The following is a 16,795-nucleotide window of genomic DNA, read 5'->3' as shown; positions in this document are numbered from 1 at the left end:
GTGCGGGGCGGGGGAACGGGTCCGGACGGGTCGGCGTGCCGACCCGTGCGGTGGACCCTCCCCGGGCGCAGTGGCGTGTGTCAATTCCCGAGCCCGCCTCGGAGGGCTTTTTTCGCGCCTTGTGAAAAGTCCGGAACAAAGCGTAAGCCGGGGTACCCCGCCGGGCGGCGGGGTCGGCGTCAGTCCGGCGGCACCGCCGCCGCCGTCCGGCGGACCCGGCCCGAACGGGTGAGCACATCGTGCGCCGACGCCGCCCCCGCCGCGTACGCCGGTTTCCCGCAGGGTGCCGCCTTCCCCAGATCGTCAGAGGGGTGTGCCACGCTGGGCGGCGTGGCACACCGACGTCCGATCCTGCTGATCGACTCCCCCAGCCTCTACTTCCGCGCCTACTTCGGCATCCCCGAGTCGGCCGCGAAGACGGCCGACGGCCAGCCGGTCAACGCCGTCCGCGGCTTCCTCGACATGCTCGCCCAACTGGTCCGCACCCGGCGGCCCGACCGGATGATCTGCGCGCTCGACCACGACTGGCGGCCGGCGTGGCGGGTGGAGCTGCTCCCCTCGTACAAGGCGCACCGGGTGGCGCCGGAGGGCGGCGAGGTCGTGCCGGACACGTTGTCCCCGCAGGTGCCGATGATCCTGGAGGTCCTCGACGCGCTCGGCGTCCCGGCGGTCGGCGCCACCGGCTACGAGGCCGACGACGTGCTCGGCACGCTCTCGGTGACCCAGCCCGGCCCGGTCGAGGTGGTCTCCGGCGACCGCGACCTGTTCCAACTGGTCGACGACGCCCACCCGACGCGCCTGCTCTACGTCGGCCGGGGCGTGGCCAAGCTGGACGACTGCGACGACGCCGCGGTGCGGGCCCGCTACGGCGTCCCCGCCGACCGCTACGCCGACTTCGCCGCGCTGCGCGGCGACCCGAGCGACGGCCTGCCCGGGGTGCCCGGGGTGGGCGAGAAGACGGCCGCCCGGCTGATCGACCGCTACGGCGGGCTCGACGGCATCCTCGCCGCGCTCGACGACCCCGCTTCCGGCTTCGCCCCCGGGCTGCGCGGCAAGCTCGACGGCGCCCGCGACTACCTGGCCGTGGCGCCCAAGGTGGTCCGGGTCGCCACCGACGTGCCGCTGCCCGAGCTGGACCCGGCACTGCCGACGTCCCCGGCCGATCCCGACCGGTTGCTCGATCTGGCGCAGCGCTGGAACCTGGCCGGCTCGTGCCGCCGCCTGGTCGACGCGCTCGCCACCCCCCGCACCTGACGGGTGGCGCCGCCGACCGTCGGACACCCCGGTTCCACCAGCCGCCGGCCGATGAGCACGCGCTCGCCACCGGGTCCAGCCATGAGCCTGTTGGAACGCGTCACCGTCACGCCACGCCTCGCCTCCCTCCGGCGCGGAAGCAGGACCGACTGCTCCGGCCCAAACGGGCGGCAGTTTCCCCAACGTGCCCGGACCCATCGGTCGAGGATCAAGGCAGCGGCAGATCTTGAAGCGAAATGGCCCTCATAGGGGCACTTCCGTATCAAGATCTCTGGCACTTCCACAGCTCGGAAGATCGATCTCGGAGTGCGGGAGCACCATGAGCACGCCGCTACATCGCCACGCCGCACCATCGGCGCGGCGACGGACAGCGCAACGCGCGGATGGCCTAGCGACGGGGGTCGGTCCCACGACGGGAGGGGAACTGCGCGCCGGGCTGCGCCAGCGTCGAGCGCGCCCGCAGCCCCACCGGGTCCGGCGAAGAGGAGTCCGACGCCGAGCGGGCACGCAGGCCCACCGGGTCCGGTGCCGGCTCGGCCTCGGCCGCCGGGGACACGCCGTCGAGCCGCGATGCCACGTAGGCGGCACCGGCACGGTCGTCGTCCGACGGTGCGGCGAGCAGCGCGTAGACCAGCCCCACCACGCCGAAGACCACGGCGAGCACGATCGGCACCAGCAGGCCGCTGACCTCGGTACCGGTGTTGGGGGGGCCGGCACCGTCGTGCAGGTGCACCGACAGCGCGCTCATGCCGGTGAAGTGCATGCCGTTCACGGCGACGCCCATGACCAGTGCCGACGCCATGATCGCGACACCCCGCCGGACGGTCATCGCCAGCCACAGCGCCACGGTGGCGGCCACCAGCGCGACGACGACGGAGAGCGTCACCCGCAGCCGGTCGTAGCCGAGTGTGCCGTCCAGCCGCATGGCCGCCATCCCGGTGTAGTGCATGGCGGCGACCCCAGCGCCGGTGAAGAGGCCGCCGGCGAGCAGCCGGGGCGCGGTGAGCCGGCCGGTGCCCACGATGGCCAGGCCGACGCCGACGGCGCCCACGGCGATCACCGTGCTGGCGGCGGTCAGTGGCACGTCGTAGCGGATCCGGGTGCCGCTGACGGCGAAGCCGAGCATGGCCATGAAGTGCATCGCCCAGATGGCGGTGCCGCCCAGGGCCCAGGCCGCGAGCAGACCCCACCACATCCGCTGACCGGCGCCGGCGGCGGTCCGGATCCGCCCGGCACAGACCAGACCGAGCACGGAACCGAGCACGGACAGCGCGTAGCTGAGCGCGGGTGTGATCCACCCGTACTCAAAGTGATTGATCTCGCCCACGGTGACCATCCTCGATCCGCTACCGACGCGTAGACATCGCGCCCCGCAATGATCCGGCAACGCCTGATCAGGCACAACACCGCCCCCCGGGTATCCGGGCGGTGGTGTCGTGATGACGCAAAGCTGCGTCGATTCTTGACGGATGGTGACCGAAAGTGATCGTCAGGCGGAGGCGTGGTAGGCCAGCACGCCCCGGTTGACGGCCGAGATCGCCTGCCGCGCGGTGGCGCGCAGCTCGGTGGAGGCGCCACCGGAGTCGGCGAGCTGGCCGAGCAGGTCGACCACCTGCCGCGACCAGCGGACGAAGTCACCGGCCGGCATCTCGCCGTCGATCTGGTGCCCACTGGCGAGCACCTTGGCGAGCGCCTCCCCGCGCGCCCACCGGTAGATCGGCCAGGCGAAGCCGAGGTCCGGCTCCCGGGTGGCGGTCAGGCCACGCGCCGCCTCGTCCGCCTCGATGTCGCCCCACAGCTTGAGCGTCTCGTCGACCGCGTCGCCGACCGCGCCGCGCGGCAGCGACGCCCGCTCGTCGACGTCCCGCCGGGCCTCGAAGACCACCACCGACACGGCGGCGGCCAACTCGGCCGGGGAGAGCCCGTCCCACACCCGGCGCCGCAGGCACTCGGCGACGAGCAGGTCGGCCTCGGTCCAGATCCGCGCCAGCATCCGGCCCGCGTCGGTGACCTCACCGTCGGGGGCCAGGTAGCCGCGCGCGGTCAACAACGCGACGATCCGGTCGAAGGTACGCGCGAGGGAGCCCGTCCGCCCGCTCACCCGCTGCCGCAGCTCCTCGGTGTCGCGCTCCAGCCGGCGACGGCGCTCGGCCCAGCGGGCGTGTTCCTCCCGGTCCGGGCAGGCGTGGCAGGGGTGCCCGCGCATCTCGACGCGGAGCTGGCTGAGCCGGTGGTCCTCCCCGACCGCCTGGCGGGACCGCCCGCCGCGCCGGCCGCCGTGCCGGTCCAGCCCGGTGCCGCTGACCGCGGCGGCCAGGTCGCGCCGCGCCGCCGGCGACCGGTGGTTGAAGTGCTTCGGCACCCGGATCCGGGCGAGCACCTCGGCCGGGGTGGTGAAGTCGCCGGGGCTGACCCGGCCGGCCCAGCGGTCCTGGGTGAGCACCAGCGGGCGGGGCTCGCCGAAACCGCCGGTCGCCGGGTCGAGCACCACGGCCAGGCCGGCCCGCCGCCCCGACGGCACCCGGATCACGTCGCCGACCCGCAGCCGCTCCAGCGAGGTGACGGCCGCCGCCTTGCGCTGGGTCTGCCCCTGCCGGGCGATGGCCCGTTCCCGGTCGGCGATGGCCACCCGCAGCGCGAAGTATTCGTCGAAGTCGCCGTGGTGGCAGGCGGCCTCCGCGCCGTACGCCTCGATCGTCTCGGTGTTGCGCTGCACCTGCCGAGCCAGCCCGACCACCGACCGGTCCGCCTGGAACTGCGCGAAGGAGGACTCCAGCAGCGCCCGGGCCGGCTCCGCGCCGACGCTGCCGACCAGGTTGACGGCCATGTTGTAGGACGGCCGGAAGCTGGACCGCAGCGGATAGGTGCGGGTGGAGGCCAGGCCGGCCACGTGGCGGGGGTCGGTCTCCGGCGACCAGACCACCACGGCGTGGCCCTCGACGTCGATGCCGCGCCGGCCGGCGCGGCCGGTGAGCTGGGTGTATTCGCCCGGGGTGAGGTCGACGTGCGCCTCGCCGTTGAACTTCACCAGCCGCTCCAGCACCACGCAGCGGGCCGGCATGTTGATGCCCAGGGCCAGCGTCTCGGTGGCGAAGACCGCCTTGACCAGGCCGCGGACGAACAGTTCCTCGACGACCTCCTTGAACGCGGGGAGCATGCCGGCGTGGTGGGCGGCCAGGCCGCGTTCCAACCCGTCGAGCCATTCCCAGTAGCCGAGCACGGTCAGGTCCTCGCCCGGGATCGCGGTGATCCGCGCCTCGACCACCTGGCGGATCTCGGCGCGTTCCTCGGCGGAGGTCAGCCGCAGCCCGGCGGCGAGGCACTGTTGGACCGCCGCCTGGCAGCCGGCCCGGCTGAAGATGAACAGGATCGCCGGCAGCAGGTTCTCCCGGTCCAGCCGTTCGACGATGTCCGGGCGCATCGGACCGCGCCAGCGGGGACCGCGCCGCCCGCCGCCGGGGCCGGCGCCGCGCCCCTCGCCCAGCTCCAACCGGCGCACCGTGTCCCGGGTGTAGCGCAGCAGCTCGGGGTGGACGTCGTGCTTGCGGGCCGCGTCGGCGTCGTGGAACAGGTCGAACATCCGCTTGCCGACGAGCATGTGCTGCCAGAGCGGCACCGGCCGGTGCTCGGAGACCACCACCGTGGTCTCGCCGCGCACGGTGACCAGCCAGTCGGCGAACTCCTCGGCGTTGGAGACGGTGGCCGACAGCGACACCAGCGTGACCGACTCCGGCAGGTGAATGATCACCTCTTCCCAGACCCCGCCACGGAACCGGTCGGCCAGGTAGTGGACCTCGTCCATCACCACGTAGGCCAGGCCCGCGAGGGTGGCCGAGCCGGCGTAGAGCATGTTGCGCAGCACCTCGGTGGTCATCACCACCACCGGCGCGTCGCCGTTGATCGCGTTGTCGCCGGTGAGCAGCCCGACCCGCTCGGCGCCGTAGCGGTCGACCAGGTCGTGGTATTTCTGGTTGGACAGCGCCTTGATCGGCGTGGTGTAGAAGCACTTGCGCCGGGTGGCCGGGGCGTCGCCGTCGACTGACCCGCCGCGCAGCGCCAGGTGCACGGCGAACTCGCCCACCACGGTCTTGCCGGCGCCGGTGGGCGCGCAGACCAGGACGCCGCTGCCCCGCTCCAGCGCCTGGCACGCCTCGCGCTGGAAGTCGTCGAGGTCGAACCCGAGATCGTGGGAGAATTCGTCCAGGGCCGGGAAGGCGGAGGCCTGCGCGGCCCGGCGGCGCGCCGCGGCGTACCGCTCGGCGGGGCTCGACATGCATCCAAGATTAATCGGTACCGCCGACGACCACCGGTCAAGGCCGTCCGGCAGGGGGGTCGGAGGGGGTCGGTAGGGTGCACCACGTGCCGGACCGTACCGAACTCCCCCACGCCTCGAACGGTGCCGACGACGCCGTCCGCCCGGGCCCGTCCCGCCGGCCGGTGGAGGCGGTGCTCTTCGACTTCCACGGCACCCTCGCCCAGGTGGAGGAGCCGCTGGCCTGGGTACGCGCCGCCGCCGCGGCCTGCGGGGTCGAGCTGGACCGCATCCGCGCCACCTCGCTCGCCGACCGGCTGCTCACCGCCGGTCGGGCGGGCGGGCCGCGGCCGACCCGCGTGCCGCCCCGGCTGGCCGAGCTGTGGGCCGACCGCGACCTCTACCCGCACGCCCACCGGGGTGCCTACACCGGGCTCGCGGAGACCGTCGACACCGGCATCGACGGGTTCGCCGACGCGCTCTACGAGCGGGTGCTGGTCCCGGAGGGCTGGTTGCCCTACCCGGACGCCGCCCCGGTGCTCGGCGCGCTGCGGGCCGCCGGGGTGAAGGTGGCGGTGGTCAGCAACATCGGCTTCGACCTACGGCCGCTCTTCGCCGCCTGGGACCTCGACGCGCTCGTCGACGCGTACGCCCTGTCGTACGAGGTGGGGCGCTGCAAACCGGACCCGGGGATCTTCCTGCGCGCCTGCGGCATGCTCGGGGTCGACCCGGAGCACACGCTGATGGTGGGCGACACCCCGGCCGACGCCGGCGCGGTGGCGGCCGGGTGCGGGGTGCTGGTGCTGCCGTGCGCCGACGCCGGCCGGCCGAACGGGTTGGGGGCGGTGCTCGACCTGGCCGGGGTCGGGTGAGCGACGGCACACCGGGACGCGCGCCGGGCCGGCTCGGTGGCGTCGCGCTGGTGCTCGGCGGCGCGCTGTCGGTGCAGTTCGGCTCCGCGCTGGCCGCGCTGCTGTTCCCGCGTACCGGGGTGGCCGGCGCGGTCACGCTGCGCCTGACCCTCGGCGCGCTGCTGATGCTCATGGTGTGCCGGCCCCGGCTGCGCGGGCACGCTCGGGGTGACTGGGCCGCCGTGGTCGCGTTCGGGCTGGCGCTGGCCGGGATGAACTCGATCTTCTACCAGGCGATCGAGCGGATCCCGCTCGGTCCGGCCGTGACGCTTGAGGTGCTCGGCCCGCTGGCGCTGTCGGTGGTCGGGGCGCGCCGGGTCGCGGCCTGGTGCTGGGCCGGGCTGGCGCTGGCCGGGGTGGCGCTGCTCGGGCAGGGCGGGTTCGACCGGCTCGACCCGGTCGGCGCCGCGCTGGCGTTGGCCGCGGGCAGCATGTGGGCCGCGTACATCGTCTGCTCGGCCCGGGTCGGCGCGCGGTTCCCCCGGGCCGACGGGCTGGCCCTCGCCCTCGCCGTGGCGGCGCTCGTCACCCTGCCGATCGGGCTGGTCGGCGCCGGTGGCCGGCTGGCCCACCCGGCGGTGCTGGGGCTCGGCGCGGGGCTGGCGCTGCTCGCCTCCGTGCTGCCGTACAGCCTGGAGTTGGCGGCGCTGCGGCGGCTGCCCACGGCGACGTTCGCGGTCCTGATGAGTCTCGGGCCGGCGATCGCCGCGCTGGCCGGCTGGCTGGTGCTCGGCCAGGCGTTGCGCCCGGTCGAGGTGCTCGCCATCGCGCTCGTGGTGGCCGCGAGCGTCGGCGCGGTCCGCGCCGCGGCGCCCCCACCGTCGACGCCGAGACCACCGCCGCCGCCGGGACCGCCGACGCCGCCCGTCCCGCCGACGGTGGTCAGCGCAGCAGCCGCAGCGCCGCCGGCACGGCGGTGACGGTCACCGGCAGGTCGAACGCCCGCTCCCCGTCGGCGTACGTGGTGATGCCCTCGGCGGCCAACTCCACCGTCCGCGCCCGGTAGGTCCGCACCAGCGGGTGCGTCACGTGGGTGCCCCGGTAGATCCGCGGCTTCACCCGCATCAGCGTGCGCCTGTCGAACCGACCCCCCACCACCACGTCCAGCAGGCCGTCGGTCGGTTCGGCGTCCGGGCAGATCCGCATGCCGCCGCCGTAGCCGGCCGTGTTGCCGACCGCGACGAGCACCGCGTCCACCTCCTGCGGCACACCGTCCAGGGACAGCCGGTAGCGACGGGGCCGCAGCCGGGCCAGCTCGACCAGGATCGCCAGGTCGTAGCGACGTGGTCCGCGCGGCCAACGCATCCGGTTGGCCCGCTCGTTGACGATCGCGTCGAAGCCGGCCGCGAGCACCGCGCCGTACCAGCGCCCGTCGCCGTCGGGCCGGGACATCCGGGCCAGGTCGACCGGACGGCGGCGACCGGCGGCCAGCGCGGCGGCGATCACGTCGGCGGCGGCGAGGGGATCGGCCGGGAAGCCGGTGTCGGCCGCGAAGTCGTTGCCGGTGCCGGCCGGGACCGGCCCGAACGGCACGGCGGTGCCGGCGACCGCCTGTATCGCACGGTGCACGGTGCCGTCCCCGCCCACCGCGACGAGCGCCCCGGCGCCGCCGGCCACCGCGGCGTGGCACGCCGCCTCCGCCTCCCCGGGGGTACGCGCGCGCAGCAGCTCCACCTGGCGACCGGCCGCGCCGAGACGCTCCAGAATCGCCGGCAGCAGACCGCGGCGCCGCCCCCGTCCGGCGACCGGGTTGGCGAGCACGGCGACGGGGCCGGACGGAACATGATCGGACGCGGTCACGGCGAGCACGGTACGACACGAGGCGCGCGACCCACCAGGGACGACGCCCGCCGGGCCGGAACTCGACCCGGTCGTCCGGGTCGCCGGGTCAGCGCACCACCAGCCGCTCGCTCACCGAGGGGACGCCGTCACCCTTGACCTTCAACGTCCAGGTGCCGGCGGCGCCGAGCGCCACCACCGTCTCGGCGGTGCCGTTCGGCTCCGCCTTCAGCTCGGCGACCCGCTTGCCGTCGGGGTTGAGCAGGTAGAGGGTCCGGGCGCCGGCGGTCTTGTTCGTCACCTTCAGCGCCAGCTTCTCGCCCGGCTCGGCGATCAGCCCGTCGACGCCGGTCAGCGTGTCACCGCTCAGCTCGATGGCGACCGCCCGGTCGTACTCCGTCTCGGCCGCGGCGCTGGCCACGGCGCCGTCGTCGGTGACGGTGATCCTGGTCCGTACCCCGTCGCCCTGCCGGCCCGGCTTGCAGGCCACCTCGTACGTGCCGGTGGCGAGCGTGGCGCGCAGGTCACCGGTGCGGCCCGGGGGCACGTCGGCCACCTCGCCCACCATCTTGGTGAACTTCTCACCCTCCCGGCCGTAGACGTAGACCCCGGTGGCCTGCTCCCCCCGGTTGGTCACGCTGAAGGTGACCGTGCCCGGCGTGAACAGCGTGGTGGTGACCTCGCAACTGGTGTCGGTGGCGGTCACCGGGACCTGCTCGCCCTTCGGCGCGGGCTCGTCGTCGCCGCAGGCGGTGAGCGCGGTGGTGGCACAGAGGACGGTCAGGACGACGGCGGTACGGCTTCTCATCGGGCTCTCCGGAGCGGAGGTCAGCGCGCTGACCGGGACGGGTGGGACTCGGCGGAGTCAGCAGAGTCTAAGCGGGCGGCCGGCCCCGGCAAGGCCCGAGGGCGGTTCGGTCGTCCGGCTCCGCTGCGGCGATGATGGCGGGATGCGACTGGTCTCCCTGCTCCCCTCCGCCACCGAGATCGTGTACGCCCTGGGCCTCGGCGACGAGTTGGTCGGGGTGACGTTCGAGTGCGAGGTGCCCCCGTCGTACCGGGCCGGCACGACCGTGGTGGTGGGCGGCCGGGACACCGGTGGCATGAGTCCCGGCGAGATCGACACGTACGTGCGGGAGCGGCTGGCCGCCGGCGCGGACCTCTACACGCTGCACGCCGGCGCGCTGGCCGGGTTGGATCCGGACCTGATCCTCACCCAGGACCTGTGCCGCGTCTGCGCGCTGCCCGCCGGCCGGGTGACAGACGCCGTCGACCATCTCGGCGCCCGGGCGGACGTGGTGTCGCTTGACCCGTACACCCTCGACGACGTGCTGGGCACGATCCGCGCGGTGGGCGCGGCGGCCCGGGTGCCGGACCGCGCCGAGGCCCTGGTGGACGGGCTGCGCGCCCGGCTGGCGGCGGTCGGCGCGGCGGTGGCCGGCCGGCCCCGACGGCGGGTCGCCGTGGTCGAGTGGGTGGATCCGCCGTTCGGCGCCGGGCACTGGATCCCGGACCTGGTCGACGTGGCCGGCGGCACGCCGGTGGCCACCCACCCGGGCGCCAGGTCCACGCCGACCACCTGGGCGGACCTACGCGCCGCGCGCCCGGACGTGGTGCTCGTCGCGCCGTGCGGCTTCCACCTGGACGGCGCCGCCGGGCAGGCGGCCGAGGTGGCCTGTCACTTCCCGGGCGCGCAGGTGTGGGCGCTCGACGCGGACGGTCTGGTCGTGCGCGCCGGCCCCCGCCTGGTTGACGGCGTCGAGGCGATCGCCGCCATCCTGCACCCCGACGCCGTCCCACCCGTCTCCCCCACCGCCGCCCGCCGGGTGGCCTGACCCCCGTCTCGCCCCGGCCCGCCATCGCCTCGTCGATCTTGGACTTGTGGTCGTTCACAAAAGTCGCCTAACCGGCATTCGAGGCGCCACAAGTCCAAGATCGACGGGGGCGAGGGGGCGAGGGACGGGCCCGAGGGCGGGGCGAGGGCGAGGACGGGAACGCCGCCCTCGCGAGTGCGGGGGCGGCGTTCGGGTGGAGGTGCGGGCGAGGATCAGGTCATGTCGTCGTAGCGGCGTTCGATCGGCGCCGGGGCGGCGATCGGCTCGGGCGCCTCGACCGGGGCGGACGCCTCGATCCGGGCGCCGGTCGGCACCGGCTCGTCCGACAGGTCGAGCGGCGACACCTCGTCGTCGGCGAGACCGGCGTAGACCTCCTGCCCGCGCCGGCGCCGGCGGTCGTTGAGGAACGCCACCCCGACCGCCCCGAAGTAGAGCGCGGAGAGGCAGACCGCCAACGCCGTCATGCCGAACGGGTCGGGCGTCGGCGTGACCACCGCGGAGAACGCGAAGAACACGAAGATCGCCACCCGCCACCAGCTCAGCAGCCGCTTGGCGCTGGCCAGGCCGACGAAGTTGAGCATCAGCACGATCAGCGGGAACTCGAACGCCACCCCGAACAGCAGGATCAGGTTGGTGACGAACGAGATGTAGCGGGTCACCTCGAGGTTCGTCGAGATGTCGTCGCCGGAGACGTTGAGCAGGAACTCAAGGCCCTTGGTGGTGACGAAGAACGCCAGCACCGCGCCGGCCGCGAACAGCGGCGCCGCCAGGGCGGTGAAGACGTACGCGTAGCGCCGCTCGTGCCGGTGCAGGCCGGGCGCGATGAACGCCCAGAGCTGGTAGAGCCACACCGGCCCGGCGATGATCAGGCCGACCCAGAGCCCGATCTTCAGATTCAGCAGGAAGACATCGGCGACGCCGAGCTGCACGAAGTTGCACTTGCCGGTGTCCGGATCGATCGACTGCGGCAGGTCGCAGTAGGGCTTCGACAGCAACACCCGGACCGGCGTGGCCAGCCAGATGCCGACGCCGAAGCCGATCAGGATCGCCAGCGACGCCCGGAAAAGGCGGTTACGCAGCTCGCGGATGTGCTCCATGAGCGTCATGGAGCCGTCCGCCGCGCGCGCGAACGTGCTCGGTCCGCGCTTCTTCAAACCCAAGGCCACGGTGGTGGAGGCCCTTTCGGATCAGTTCTCGCGGACGCGCTGCACCGGGTCGGCCGGCGGGGCGACCGGCTGCTGCGGCTGGGCGTACTGCTGCTGGCCCTGCACGTACTGCTGCTGCGGCGGGAGCGGCTGGTAGCCGGCCTGCGCGTCGGCCTTCTCGGCCAGGTCACGGTCGTCGTCCTGCAGGCTCTTGGTCTCGGCCTTGATGATCCGCAGCGAGCGGCCGAGCGAGCGGGCCGCGTCGGGGAGCCGCTTCGCGCCGAAGAGCAGGATCAGCACGACCACGAGTACGGCGATGTGCCACGGCTTGAGGGCACCCATGGGAAGCTCCAGTCGCTCTGTGTCGGTGTGTGGGTGGGTCGCCGCCCATCGTACGTGCGTCGCGGCGGCTTGCCATCCCCGCCGGGCCTGCTGGTGCGGCCCGGTCGGTGAAGTCTCGACCAACCCGAAGTGTCCCGTCAACCGCCCATCGCGGCGCATTCGGGCGCGTTACCGCCCAGAGACGACGGGCGTCGATCACTCCCCGCGCTTGGCCTTGATCAACACGATCCGCTCCTGCGCCACCGCCGCCCGCTCCTGGAGCGTCTCGGCCCGCGCCTGCAACTGCTCGGCGGCCGAGCGCAGCGCCTCCGCCTCGGTCGCCCGACGCTGCAACGCCACCGCCGCGCGGCGCAGCCGGGGCAGCCGCGCCACCACCGGGCGGACCGCCAGGGCCAGCACGACCAGCGCGAACAGGACGACCCCGAGCACGATCCAGATCACCACGGCGGTCAGCCTATCGGGTGCCGCCGGCCGCCGCCGGGTCGGCGGTGCCGGTCGGGACCGCGTACGCGTCGAGCGCCGCGACCGCTTGGGCGCGGACCTGCTCGGCCAGCTCGGCCGGGGCCACCACGGTCGCCTCCGGGCCCAGCCCGAGCACGAACCGGCGGGCCCAGCCCAGGTCGGTGACCCGCAGTGACACCAGCCAGTGCTCGCCGTCGGCCTCGACCCGCTCGCACGGATAGTATTCGGTGATCCACCGCTCGCCCCGGCCGATCCGCAGCGTGATCAGCGGCAGGTCGGCCGACGGCCGGAACACGCCGTCGCTGAGGTCGTGCGGGCGGGCCTGCGGCGGCACCACGGCCCGCTCCGGCAGCTCGGTGACCGCGTCGATCCGGTCGGCCCGGAACAGCCGGACCGCCTCGGCCCGGCGGCACCACGCCTCCACGTACGCCCGGCCGGCGACCATCAGCATCCGCAACGGGTCGATGGTGCGCTCGGTGGTCTCGTCCCGGGCCGGCGTGTAGTAGGTGATCCGCAGCGCCCGGCCCCGCTCGACGGCGGCGCGCAGCTCGCGGACCCGGGCGTTGTCGCCGGGCAGCCGCACCTCCACCGGCGCGCCGGCCAGGTCGCCGGCCGCGCCCTCGATCTTCGCCAGGGCCCGCTCCACCGCCTCCCGGTTGGCCACCCCGGGCGTCTCGGCGAGCATCCGCAGCGCCACGACCAGGGCCAACGCCTCGTCCGGGGTGAGTCGCAGCGGCCGGTCGATGCCGGCGTCGTAGGTGATGGTCACCCGGTCGCCGTCGAATGCCATGTCGATCAGGTCACCCGGCCCGTAACCGGGCAGCCCGCACACCCAGAGCAGCTCCAGATCCTCCCGGAGCTGCTTGTCGGTCACGCCGAGGTCGTGCGCCGCCTCGGCGATCTCGATGCCGGGGCGGGCCAGCAGGTAGGGCACCAGGTTGAGCAGCCGGGCCAGCCGGTCGGCGGAGGCGCGGCCGGCGCGGGCCGACGGCCGGGTCACCGGGCACCCCCGGCCACCGCCAGCTCGTCGTGCCGGGTGGCGACCTCCTTCAACCGCTGGATGACCGCCTCCCGCACCTCCGGTGGCTCCAACACCCGCACGTCCGGGCCGTAGCCGACGATCTGACCGGCGAGGAAGTCGGCGTCGGCGTACGGAAGCACCAGCCGGTCGCCGTCCGGGCCGGCGTCACTCTCCACCGCCCAGCGGCGCAGCCCGGCGGCCCGGCCCGGCGCCACCAGCACGGTCGCCCGGCCGGTGCGCTCCACCGGCCCCGACCAGCGGGCCACGTGGCTGATCAGGTCCACCCCGGCGGGCGGCTCGTAGGCCCCCGGCTCCCCGGTCGCCCGGACCGCGCCCACCACCCGGGACAACCGGAAGCAGCGGGTCGCCGCCCGGTCCAGGTCGTGGGCGACCACGTACCACCGGCCGCGCCAGCAGACCACGCCCCACGGCTGCACCCGGCGTCGGGTCGGCGCGTCCCGGTCCGGCACCCGGTAGTCGAAACTGACCTCCCGCCGGTCCCGCGCGGCGGCGGTCAACGGGGCGAACGCCGGGTCGACCGTCACCATCGGCTCCAGGCCGAGGGTGGCCTGCGGATCCACGTCGATGCCCGCGGCACGCAGCTTCGCCAGCCCCGACGACGCGGCGGCGGCCAGGCCGGCGTGCTGCCACAGCCGCGCCGCGATGCCCACCGCGGCGGCCTCGTCCGGCTCGAGCGGGATGTCGGGCAGCGCGTACTCCCGGTGGGCGATCCGGTAGCCCGGCTCGGCGTCGAAGACGCTTGCCGTCCCGGTCTCCAACGGCACGCCCAACTCCCGCAGCTCGGCCTTGTCCCGCTCGAACTTGCGCTGGAACGCCTCGTGGTCCTTCGCGTCGTCCGGGTCGTGCTCGTAGCCGGGCACGGTCGCGGCGATCTGGGCGGCAGTCAGGAAACGCCGCGTGGACAGCAGGCAGATCACCAGGTTGACCAGGCGTTCGGTACGGGTCCGGGACACGTACCGAACGCTAGCAGCCCGCACGTCCGACGCGGGCACCCGCGCGGGCGCGGCGCGGCTCCGGCTCGACGGGCGGCCCGCCGGGACCGGCCATAGGGTGAGGGCGTGGCGGAAGCGGAAGTCAAGACCGAGAGCGTCGGCACCGTCGTGGTGGCCGGCGCGGCGAACCTCGCCATCGCCATCGCCAAGCTGGTCGCGGGCCTGCTCTCCGGCTCCGCGGCGATGCTCTCCGAGGCCGCCCACTCGATGGCCGACACCACCACCGAGGTGCTGCTCTACCTGGCGCTGCGGCGCGGCGCGCGGCCCGCCGACCCCCGGCACCCCTTCGGGTACGGCAAGGAGAGCTACGTCTGGGCGTTCCTCGCCGCGCTGTTCACGTTCGTGGCCGGCGCCGGCTTCGCCATCACCCACGGCGTCACCACCATCCTGATGCACGAGCACACCGGCGACTACCTGGTCGCGTACGTGGTGCTGGCGGTCTCGTTCGTCATCGAGTCGGTGTCGCTGGCTCGGGCGGTGCGACAGGTGCGCGCCGAGTCGCGACGCTGGCGTACCACCCCGCGCCGCTACCTGCGGCTCACCGCCGACACCACGGTCAAGGCGGTCTTCCTGGAGGACAGCGCCGCGCTGGTCGGCCTACTGCTCGCCGCCGCCGGGCTCACCCTGTCCCACCTCACCGGCGACGAGCTGTACGACGGGATCGCCTCGATCCTCATCGGCGTGCTGCTGCTGGTGGTCGCCGCCATCCTGGCCCGCAGCAACATCTCGCTGCTTGTCGGTCGCGCCGTCTCCGAGCGGCTGCACGGCCAGATCGAGCAGGAGCTGACGCGGCTGCCGACGGTGGACCGGATCGACACGCTGATGACCATGTTCCTCGGCCCGCAGGACATCCTGGTCGCCGCGAAGGTCGACTTCCGCGACGACGCCACCGGCGCCGAGATCGAGGCCGCCTCCGACGAGGCCGAGCGCCGGCTCACCGGGCAGTTCCCGGAGATCGCGTACGTCTTCCTCGACCCGACCCGGTCCCGCTCCACCGGCCGGCCGGCCCGGACCACCCAGGACGAGACCGGCCGGCCGGTCGACCAGGAGACCTGACCCGGCCGGCGCCCGCCCGGACGTCGGCCGATAGCGTGCCGGTCATGGTGCGATGGCGGTCCGGCACGGTCACGGCGGTACGGCGACGATGGGCCGGCGCGGTCGAACTCGACGTCGACCTGCCCGGCGGCGACCGGATGCGGGCCCTGGCCTACCCGGCGCTCGTCGGCGACCCCGAGCCCGGCGACCGGGTGCTGCTCAACGCCGGCGCCCTGCTGATGGGCCTCGGCACCGGCGGGTACGCCCTCGTCGTCGCGCTGCCCGACCGGCTCCCCGCCGACCCGCCGCAGGCCGGCGACAGCCGCGACGCCGGGCATCTGGTCAAGGCCCGCTACACCCCGCTGCAACCGATCCTGCTCGGCGTGGACGAGGAAGCCTCCCCGCACCACGCGCGGCTGGCCGCCGCCGAGTCGCTCGACGGGATGCCCGTGGTCACCGCCGACCTGCACTCCGCGCTGCCGGCGATCCTGGCCGGCGTGCACGCCGACGCCCCCCACGCCCGGGTCGCCTACCTGCTCACCGACGGCGGGGCGCTGCCGGCCTGGTTCTCCCGCACCCTCGCCGGGCTCGCCGGCCACCTCGCCGGCACGGTGAGCGTCGGTCAGGCGTTCGGCGGCGACCTGGAGGCCAGCACGCTGCACAGCGGGCTGCTCGCCGCCCGGCACGTGCTCCACGCCGACCTGGCGATCGTCGCCCAGGGACCGGGCAACCTCGGCACCGGCACCCGCTGGGGCTTCTCCGGGGTGGCCGTCGGCGAGGCCGTCAACGCCGTCGCCACGCTCGGCGGGCGCCCGGTCGGCTCGCTGCGCGTCTCCGCCGCCGACCCCCGCCCCCGGCACCGCGGCGTCTCCCACCACAGCCTCACCGCGTACGGCCGGGTGGCGCTGGCCGCCGCCGACCTGGTGGTGCCGGAGGGCCTCGACCCGGAGCTGACCGCGGCCGTCACGGCGGCGCTGACGCCCCTGGCCGACCGGCACCGGATCGTCACCGTGCCCACCGACGGCCTCGACGCGGCCCTGCGCGCCAGCCCGGTCGGGCTGTCGACGATGGGCCGCGGCCTCGACGCCGACCACGCCTACTTCCTGACCGCAGCCGCCGCCGGCCGGCACGCCGCCGGCCTGCTCGGCTGACCGCCGCCGCTCAGCCCGCGCGGTAGCCGTGCGCCACGATGCGCTCGGCGGCCACCGCGTACACCTGCGGGTCCTGCGGCGCCCACGTGCCCAGCCCGTCGACGTACCGGTTGAACATGCAGAACGCGGCGGCGATCAGCACCGTGTCGTGGATCTCCAGATCGGTCGCGCCGCGCGCCCGGGCGGCGTCCACCAACTCGACGGTGACCTCCCGGCCGTCGCGCCGCACCGCCGCGGCGATGTCGAGCAGGGCGCGTAGCTTCGCGCTCACCGGCGCCGACGACGCGTCCCGCCGCACCTGATCCACGAGCGTCATCCCGGTCGGCAACTGGGCGGCGGCGAACGCCGAGTGCGCCGCGCAGCAGAAGACGCACTCGTTGAGACTTGAGACGTACGCGGCGATCAGCTCCCGTTCGCCCGGCGTCAGCGTGGGATGCGGGGCTCGCAGCAACTGCTCGGCGAGCGCGTTGAGCGGCCCGGCCGTCTCGGGCCGGAACCGCATCGGCCCGTTGATGCCCGGATGCGCCTTCTCGTCCAGACCAAGATCGATGTGCGCCACGGCGGTGCCCTCCCTGCGTCGAACCGCCCGGCCCGG

General features: G+C 74.6%; 16 protein-coding genes. 6 read left to right on the top strand and 10 right to left on the bottom strand.

All coding sequences use genetic code 11. From position 1 onward, the window contains the following. Positions 1–330: 330 nt before the first annotated feature. A complete protein-coding gene (locus O7613_RS08955) occupies positions 331–1,254 on the top strand; it encodes a 5'-3' exonuclease (RefSeq protein WP_282293208.1) in 924 nt (307 codons plus the stop codon). Between the two features lie 388 nt (positions 1,255–1,642). On the opposite strand, the gene O7613_RS08950 is transcribed toward O7613_RS08955, so the two are convergent. Together O7613_RS08950 and O7613_RS08945 are read right to left on the bottom strand one after the other, a co-directional pair. Beyond that, the gene (locus tag O7613_RS08950; protein ID WP_282293206.1) at positions 1,643–2,581 is read right to left on the bottom strand and encodes an MHYT domain-containing protein; all 939 of its coding nucleotides are present in this window, start codon (positions 2,579–2,581) and stop codon (positions 1,643–1,645) included. 162 nt (positions 2,582–2,743) lie between these two features. Next, positions 2,744–5,527 (bottom strand): DEAD/DEAH box helicase, encoded by a 2,784-nt coding sequence (locus tag O7613_RS08945; protein WP_281589746.1) that lies wholly within the window; start codon positions 5,525–5,527, stop codon positions 2,744–2,746. A gap of 164 nt (positions 5,528–5,691) precedes the next feature. On the opposite strand from O7613_RS08945, the gene O7613_RS08940 reads away from it, so the two are divergent. Together O7613_RS08940 and O7613_RS08935 are read left to right on the top strand one after the other, a co-directional pair. Next, positions 5,692–6,378: an HAD-IA family hydrolase gene (locus tag O7613_RS08940; RefSeq protein WP_281590314.1), complete on the top strand. Its 687-nt coding sequence runs from the start codon at positions 5,692–5,694 to the stop codon at positions 6,376–6,378. Then, positions 6,375–7,337: an EamA family transporter gene (locus O7613_RS08935; RefSeq protein WP_282293204.1), complete on the top strand. Its 963-nt coding sequence runs from the start codon at positions 6,375–6,377 to the stop codon at positions 7,335–7,337. The genes O7613_RS08940 and O7613_RS08935 overlap by 4 nt, the downstream gene beginning before the upstream one ends. On the opposite strand, the gene O7613_RS08930 is transcribed toward O7613_RS08935, so the two are convergent. Next, a complete protein-coding gene (locus tag O7613_RS08930; protein ID WP_282293203.1) occupies positions 7,300–8,226 on the bottom strand; it encodes a diacylglycerol kinase in 927 nt (308 codons plus the stop codon). The genes O7613_RS08935 and O7613_RS08930 overlap by 38 nt on opposite strands. A gap of 79 nt (positions 8,227–8,305) precedes the next feature. Then, entirely contained in the window at positions 8,306–9,004 is a 699-nt protein-coding gene (locus O7613_RS08925; protein WP_282293202.1) for a hypothetical protein, read from the bottom strand. Positions 9,005–9,146: 142 nt separating this feature from the next. On the opposite strand from O7613_RS08925, the gene O7613_RS08920 reads away from it, so the two are divergent. Beyond that, complete coding sequence (locus tag O7613_RS08920; RefSeq protein WP_282293201.1) at positions 9,147–10,031, top strand: ABC transporter substrate-binding protein; 885 nt, start codon at positions 9,147–9,149, stop codon at positions 10,029–10,031. Positions 10,032–10,243: 212 nt separating this feature from the next. Here O7613_RS08920 and tatC read toward each other — a convergent pair whose 3' ends face one another. The 5 genes from tatC to O7613_RS08895 all read right to left on the bottom strand — a co-directional run bounded on the left by tatC (position 10,244) and on the right by O7613_RS08895 (position 13,975). Beyond that, entirely contained in the window at positions 10,244–11,197 is a 954-nt protein-coding gene (tatC, locus tag O7613_RS08915; RefSeq protein ID WP_282293200.1) for a twin-arginine translocase subunit TatC, read from the bottom strand. A 21-nt stretch (positions 11,198–11,218) separates the two neighbouring features. Beyond that, positions 11,219–11,518, bottom strand: coding sequence for a Sec-independent protein translocase subunit TatA (gene tatA, locus O7613_RS08910; protein ID WP_282293199.1), 300 nt, complete (start codon positions 11,516–11,518; stop codon positions 11,219–11,221). Positions 11,519–11,713: 195 nt separating this feature from the next. Beyond that, positions 11,714–11,962, bottom strand: coding sequence for a hypothetical protein (locus O7613_RS08905; protein ID WP_282293197.1), 249 nt, complete (start codon positions 11,960–11,962; stop codon positions 11,714–11,716). A 10-nt stretch (positions 11,963–11,972) separates the two neighbouring features. After that, positions 11,973–12,980, bottom strand: a complete 1,008-nt coding sequence (locus O7613_RS08900; protein ID WP_281589762.1) for a YafY family protein — start codon at positions 12,978–12,980, stop codon at positions 11,973–11,975. Continuing rightward, positions 12,977–13,975 carry a WYL domain-containing protein gene (locus O7613_RS08895; protein WP_282293195.1) on the bottom strand — a complete coding sequence of 333 codons (999 nt, stop codon included), beginning with the start codon at positions 13,973–13,975 and terminating at the stop codon, positions 12,977–12,979. Before O7613_RS08895 ends, O7613_RS08900 begins: the two co-directional genes overlap by 4 nt. Before the next feature lie 105 nt (positions 13,976–14,080). On the opposite strand from O7613_RS08895, the gene O7613_RS08890 reads away from it, so the two are divergent. Continuing rightward, on the top strand, positions 14,081–15,070 hold the full coding sequence (locus tag O7613_RS08890) for a cation diffusion facilitator family transporter (protein WP_282293193.1): 990 nt from the start codon (positions 14,081–14,083) through the stop codon (positions 15,068–15,070). Between the two features lie 44 nt (positions 15,071–15,114). Then, positions 15,115–16,200: a DUF3866 family protein gene (locus tag O7613_RS08885; protein WP_282293191.1), complete on the top strand. Its 1,086-nt coding sequence runs from the start codon at positions 15,115–15,117 to the stop codon at positions 16,198–16,200. 10 nt (positions 16,201–16,210) lie between these two features. Here O7613_RS08885 and O7613_RS08880 read toward each other — a convergent pair whose 3' ends face one another. Next, a complete protein-coding gene (locus tag O7613_RS08880; RefSeq protein ID WP_282293190.1) occupies positions 16,211–16,759 on the bottom strand; it encodes a carboxymuconolactone decarboxylase family protein in 549 nt (182 codons plus the stop codon). Positions 16,760–16,795: the final 36 nt, after the last annotated feature.

It is taken from the genome of Micromonospora sp. WMMD975, from assembly GCF_029581215.1.
In the GTDB taxonomy this organism is placed as follows: domain Bacteria; phylum Actinomycetota; class Actinomycetes; order Mycobacteriales; family Micromonosporaceae; genus Micromonospora.
This window is presented reverse-complemented; position numbering and strand designations above follow the sequence as displayed.